Below are 3,728 nucleotides of genomic sequence, written 5' to 3'. Positions count from 1 at the left end.
TCATGCGGCACACGTCGAGAATCTGGAAACGCCCCTGCTTGGATTTCTTGATCGGCTTCTGGCCGGTCAGCATCAGCATCGGCATGCCGCCCAGGTAGGCGTAGGCGCCGGCGGTGACCAGGTTGGTGGCGCCTGGACCGAGGGTGGAAAGGCAGACACCGGTCTTGCCGGTGAAGCGGCCGTAGGTGGCGGCCATGAAGCCGGCGGACTGCTCGTGACGAGTCAGGATCAGCTTGATCTGCGAGGAGCGCCGCAGGGATTCCAGCAGGTCCAGGTTCTCTTCGCCGGGAATGCCGAAGATGTATTCCACACCCTCGTTTTCCAAGCAGCGAACGACCAGATCGGAGGCCTTCATCATGAGTGTTGTGTTCCTTTGAAGAAGCGATGCGTGAGGGTTAGGAGCGATACAAAAGGCGTCGTATGGCAATTCCGTCCAGGCGACGCCGAGACTTCAGTCCGGTTCTTTCAAATTCGAAAGCGTGCTACCTGGGTCTGTAGGTTGTGGCTGAGCGTTATCATCCGGGTGCTGGACTGGGCGGTGTCTTCGCTGATCCCCACGGTTTCTTCGGCGATGCCACGTACGTTGACGATGCTGCGGTTGATCTCTTCGGCGACCGAGCTTTGCTCCTCGGCGGCGGTGGCGATCTGTAGGTTCATGTTCTGGATGCTGGAGACCGCCTGGGTAATCAGCGAAAGCGCGACTCCTGCGTCCTTGCCCAGGGTCAAGGTGCGTTCGGTGAGCTCGCCGCTGTCTTCTATAAGAGCGGTGGTTTGTCGTACTTCCTGTTGCAGTTCCTTGATGAGCGCTTCGATCTCTTCGGTGGATTGCTGGGTGCGCTTGGCCAGGCTGCGAACCTCATCGGCCACCACGGCGAAGCCGCGGCCCGCCTCACCGGCGCGGGCCGCTTCGATGGCGGCATTGAGCGCGAGCAGATTGGTCTGCTGAGCGACCGACTTGATCACGTCGAGCACGGTACCGATCTGATTGCTCGCACCGCGCAGGCGCTGCATGGCTTCGGTGGAGGTGGCCATCTGCCTGGCGAGCAGATCCATTTCGGTGATCGCCTGGTTGACCTTGCGATCCCCCTCGCGCGCTTGTTCATCGGCGCTGCGTGCGGCGGCGGAGGCCTGAGCCGCATTGGCCGCGACCTCATGCACCGTGGCAGCCATCTCGTTCATGGCGGTGGCCACCTGGTCGGTTTCGTTACGCTGCTGCAGGATGCCCTGATTGGCGGAGTCGGTGACTTGAGAAAGCTGTTGGGCCACCGTCACCATCTGAGTCGCCCCATTGCCGATATGGCCGATCAGGGCACGCAGGCTGTCCACCATCGTTTGGGTACTGCGTTGCAGCTGACCCAGTTCATCCAGGCGGCGGGTGTCGATCTGCATGGTCAAGTCGCCCTCAGCAATGCGCGTGGAGGTTTCCAGCACCTCGCGCAAAGGGCGTACGACCTGCCGCGTCATGGTCCAGGCGGCCAGTAGGGCGATAATCAGCGCCGCGATCAGCCCGCCCAGCAACTGCAGCTTGGACTGCTGTTCTTCTTGAGCGCGTTCCGCTACCTGGCGTTGATAGATCCGCTGGCTGGCTTCGCGCATCAGGGCGCTCTGTTCAGTCATTTCGGTGGTCGCCGCCTGGGTGGCGGAAAGCGCTTTGGCGAAGGTTTCCAGTGCTTTTTGATACTGGGTGAAAGACTGTTCGGCTTCGATCAGGGAGCGGCGTTGATCCTCAGGCGTCGCACGCACCAATTCGTTGAGGGAGGTTGCCACTTTGTTCAGAGCCGTGGTTGCCGCGTTACGTGAATCATCCGTCTGTTGAAAGATATAACCGCGGACCAAATAGCGGATATGTAGCAGCTGCTGATACAGGGTGCTGACTTTCTGCAGACTCTGTAGGTCGTTGGTGTTGGGGTTGCTAGAAAGTTGTCGGTAGAGTTGGCTTTGTAACTCGTTGAATGCTTCCAAGGTCTTGTTGGCAGAACTCACCAATACACTACGTGTCGCATCCCGCTGCTTTTGGGTATCCACTACCTTGGTATAGGCGGTGGCATAACGCTGTATGGTCTCGCGCATTGCCAAGAGTTCGTCCCGCTGCTGATTCGAGAGCAGCTGGGCATTGGCGTCGATCTGGCGATCAAGATCACTGATTTCCTTGGATAGGCGCTCGGCATCGACCTGCTCGCCCTTGGCGGTGAATTTCTCGAGATAGATTTGCGCGCTGAGCAGAGTCTTCTCCATGGCGTTGACTCTATAGAGATTGTCGCCACTGGCTATCATTCTGTTGGTGGAGTGGTTTCCAATGGCAGCTATAAATATCGTCAGGGCGACGATGATGCCAAAGCTTATCCCCATTTTTTTGCTGATGGATAAGTTTGATATTGCGTTGTTGATATTCATTTTTATTATCCGGGGCGTAAGAGCGTCATCTTGGTGAGTGGGTCGAAATGCAACGCCTAATACTGTGTATCGATCTCGCAGCGCAACTCTACTAACGGATTGGCGTTTGCAAAAAAGGTGGCTTTGGGCCGCTGGATTCCTACGTTGCCAGGCAGCCCGCACCCAGGGACGAGCGGTTACTCGTGGACGATGCGCGAGTGATCGCGGGTATCTTTCATGAAGACGTAGACCAGCAACGAGCAGGCGATGCAGCCGGTCACGTACCAGTAGTAGCCGCTCTCCATGCCGATGCTCTTGAACCACAGCGCCAGGTATTCGGCGGTGCCGCCGAAGATGGACACGGTCAGGGCATAGGGCAGGCCGACGCCCAGGGCGCGGATCTCGGTGGGGAACAGCTCGGCCTTCACCACGGCGTTGATCGAGGTGTAGAAGCTGACGATCACCAGCGCCACCATGATCAAACCGAAGGCGCCCCACCAGGAGGTGACGCTACCCAGGGCGGTCAGGATCGGATAGGTGAACAGGGTGCCGAGCACGCCGAAGGCGATCAGCACCGGGCGCCGGCCGACACGATCGGAGAGGGCGCCGACGACGGGCTGCAGCAGCATGAACAGGAACAGCGTCGCCGCCGAGATGGAGGTAGCGTCGGTCTTGCTCATGCCCACCGAGTTGACCAGGTACTTCTGCATGTAGGTGGTGTAGGTGTAGAAGGCCAGGGTGCCACCCATGGTCAGGCCGACCACGGTCAAGAACTCCTTGGGATGGCGCGCCAGGGTGCGCATCAGGGATTCCTTGGGCTTCTCGGCCTTCTTGAAGGAGCTGGTCTCTTCCATGCCGCGGCGCAGGTAGAGCGCGGTCACGGCGCAGGCGGCGCCGATCAGGAAGGGAATGCGCCAGCCCCAGCTTTCCAGCTGTTCGACGGTCAGGGTCTGTTGCAGCACGATCAGGGTGGCCAGCGCCAGCAGCTGGCCGGAGATCAGGGTGACGTACTGGAAGCTGGAGTAGAAGCCACGGCTTTCCTTGGTCGCCATCTCGCTCAGGTAGGTGGCGGAGGTGCCGTATTCACCGCCGACCGAGAGGCCCTGCAGTAGCCGCGCCAGCACCAGCATGATGGGGGCGGCGACACCGATGGTGGTGTAGCTGGGGGTGAGGGCGATGATCAGCGAGCCGGCGCACATCATGATCACCGAGATCATCAGCGCGGACTTGCGGCCGGCCTTGTCGGCATAGAGGCCCATCAGCCAGCCGCCGATGGGGCGCATGAGAAAGCCCACGGCAAAGATGGCGGCGACGTTGAGCAGCTGGGCGGTCTGGTCGCCCTTGGGAAAGAAGGC

Annotated in this window: 2 protein-coding genes and 2 pseudogenes; all 4 read right to left on the bottom strand. The window is 60.0% G+C overall.

The window, feature by feature from the left end:
* Nucleotides 1-358: thiamine pyrophosphate-binding protein (locus tag QMX82_RS25455; protein WP_282287349.1), on the bottom strand; the 358-nt coding region annotated here is incomplete at its 3' end.
* 229 nt (nucleotides 359-587) lie between these two features.
* A pseudogene (locus QMX82_RS26220) lies at nucleotides 588-1,275 on the bottom strand (methyl-accepting chemotaxis protein); the annotation flags it as partial.
* Nucleotides 1,276-1,320: 45 nt separating this feature from the next.
* A pseudogene (locus tag QMX82_RS26215) lies at nucleotides 1,321-2,274 on the bottom strand (methyl-accepting chemotaxis protein); the annotation flags it as partial.
* A gap of 296 nt (nucleotides 2,275-2,570) precedes the next feature.
* On the bottom strand, nucleotides 2,571-3,728 hold a 1,158-nt coding region (locus QMX82_RS25445; protein WP_282288750.1), incomplete at its 5' end, for an MFS transporter.

The organism is Pseudomonas sp. PS02302 (assembly GCF_029959585.1).
GTDB classification, from domain to species: Bacteria; Pseudomonadota; Gammaproteobacteria; order Pseudomonadales; family Pseudomonadaceae; genus Chryseomonas; species Chryseomonas aestiva.
The sequence above is the reverse complement of the archived record's forward strand: the minus strand, read 5'-3'. Positions and strand labels throughout refer to the sequence as shown.